Source organism: Patulibacter minatonensis DSM 18081 (assembly GCF_000519325.1).
GTDB classification, from domain to species: domain Bacteria; phylum Actinomycetota; class Thermoleophilia; order Solirubrobacterales; family Solirubrobacteraceae; genus Patulibacter; species Patulibacter minatonensis.
Map to the genome: position 1 here is coordinate 3,529,099 of NZ_KI912613.1, position 1,714 is coordinate 3,530,812.

The 1,714-nt window shown below is 75.3% G+C and carries 3 protein-coding genes; 2 read left to right on the top strand and 1 reads right to left on the bottom strand.

The window, feature by feature from the left end; all coding sequences use genetic code 11:
* Positions 1–361: hypothetical protein (locus PATMI_RS37590; protein ID WP_036726016.1), on the top strand; the 361-nt coding region annotated here is incomplete at its 5' end.
* 393 nt (positions 362–754) lie between these two features.
* Positions 755–907: a hypothetical protein gene (locus tag PATMI_RS36805; protein ID WP_157260810.1), complete on the top strand. Its 153-nt coding sequence runs from the start codon at positions 755–757 to the stop codon at positions 905–907.
* Positions 908–1,147: 240 nt separating this feature from the next.
* Here the strand turns inward: PATMI_RS36805 and PATMI_RS0116350 are convergent, their stop codons facing one another.
* Positions 1,148–1,507, bottom strand: a complete 360-nt coding sequence (locus PATMI_RS0116350) for a response regulator (protein ID WP_026911662.1) — start codon at positions 1,505–1,507, stop codon at positions 1,148–1,150.
* Positions 1,508–1,714: the final 207 nt, after the last annotated feature.

Here is a 1,714-nt window from a genome sequence, read left to right on the forward strand (position 1 = left end):
CCGCCGCGACCTGCCGCCCGCGGTCCCGGTCGGCGAGCTGCTCGCGCGCCTGGTCCCCGGCCCGGTCGGTCCGGCGACCACCCTGACCGCGCTGGGGCCGTGCCTGCGGGCGGTCGGCCCGTCCGTGGCGGCCCTCGCGGCGACCACCGAGGCGGCGCGGTTCGCCTCCGACGAGCCGAGCGTCGAGCGCCGTCCCCGCTTCCGGGTCTGGTGCGCGTTGCGCCACGACGTCGGCGTCGCGCGCGCCTCGATGACGATGCTCCGGCTGGTGTCCGACGGGCGCGGCGCACGGGGGCGCGGGATCCCGGGGCCTCGCGAGGCGGATCCCGGGCACGTGCCCGGCGGTGGGCCGGGGCGCTGAGTGCGGTCCCTCGGGAGCACTCGACGACGGCGGGCGACGTCGTGCAGGGCGTCGCCGGCCGTCTGGCGGCCCGAAGTGGCGACCATCGGGATCGGTCGGCCGGCGGGGCGGGTGCGGTTGGTCAAGCGGGGCTTGACGTCGGACCATCCGCGTCGGTCGGCCGACGGGGCGGGTGCGGTTGGTCGAGCGGGGCGTGACGTCGGACCATCCGCGTCGGTCGGCCGACGGGGCGGGTGCGGTTCGCGGCGTGGGGCGACGCTTTCAACCATCGCCGTAGGTTGGCGGGTCTCGTGCACTCGGGGGTGGGTGGCGTCGGTACGGGTTCGTACGGCGATACGGATCTGATGGGTCGGCGACCGGGAGCCGATCGATGGTGGGCGCATCATCAGGTCCATGCTCATCGTCCTGGTCCTCCTCGCCGCCTGGCTCGTCGTCAACGTGACGCTCCTCGGTGCCGTGGCCGTGGCGAACCAGCGTGGCCAGAAGGCCGTCGACCGCGCCGCCGTCGAAGCGGTCCACGAGCCGGTCTTCGCCGCCGCCCGCTGACCCCGCGCCCACGCGCCGGTCTTCGCCGCCGCCCGCTGAGGTCACCCCTTTCGGGGCGGGCGCGGGGCCCGGGTCGGCCCGGGTCGGCCCCGTTCTGGTGTGCCGGGTCGGCGGGCCCGCGACCGTGATGTGCCGCGCCCCGGTCAGGCGCGGACCGTGGCACGTCGTGGTCGTAGGACGACCGTGATGTGCCACGGCCCGCCACCCTCGGGGGCGTGGCACCTGGAGGTCGCCCTCCGGTCAGGCCAGGGCCTTGTCGACCGCCTCGAGGACGCGGCCCGGCTGGAACGGCTTGACGACGAAGTCGCGGGCGCCGGCCTTGATCGACTCGATCACCTTGGCGTCCTGACCGAGCGCCGAGCACATGACGACACGGGCGGCGGGGTCGAGCACCAGGATGTCGCGGAGGGCCTCGAGGCCGTCCTTCTCCGGCATCGTGATGTCGAGCGTGCAGACGTCGGGGGCGAGCGACTTGAACTGCTCGACCGCCTGGGCGCCGTCGGCGGCCTCGCCGATCACCTCGTGCCCGCCCTTGGTCAGGGCGTCGGACACCATCTTGCGCATGAACAGCGCGTCATCGACCACGAGCACTCTGGCCATGGGTTCTCACACTCCTCGGAGGGGGGTTGGGTTCATCGGAAACGTGCTGTCCCGTCCGCGCGCGGGCGGACGGTCCGCGTCGCGGCGCGGGGTGGAAGTCGACGCCGGAGGACCGACGACTGCGCCGGTTCGGCGTACCGGTGCGCCGGCCCGTCCCGGGGGATCCGCGGGGCCGGCCTGCGCGGCTCGCGAGGGGCGTGCCGCCGC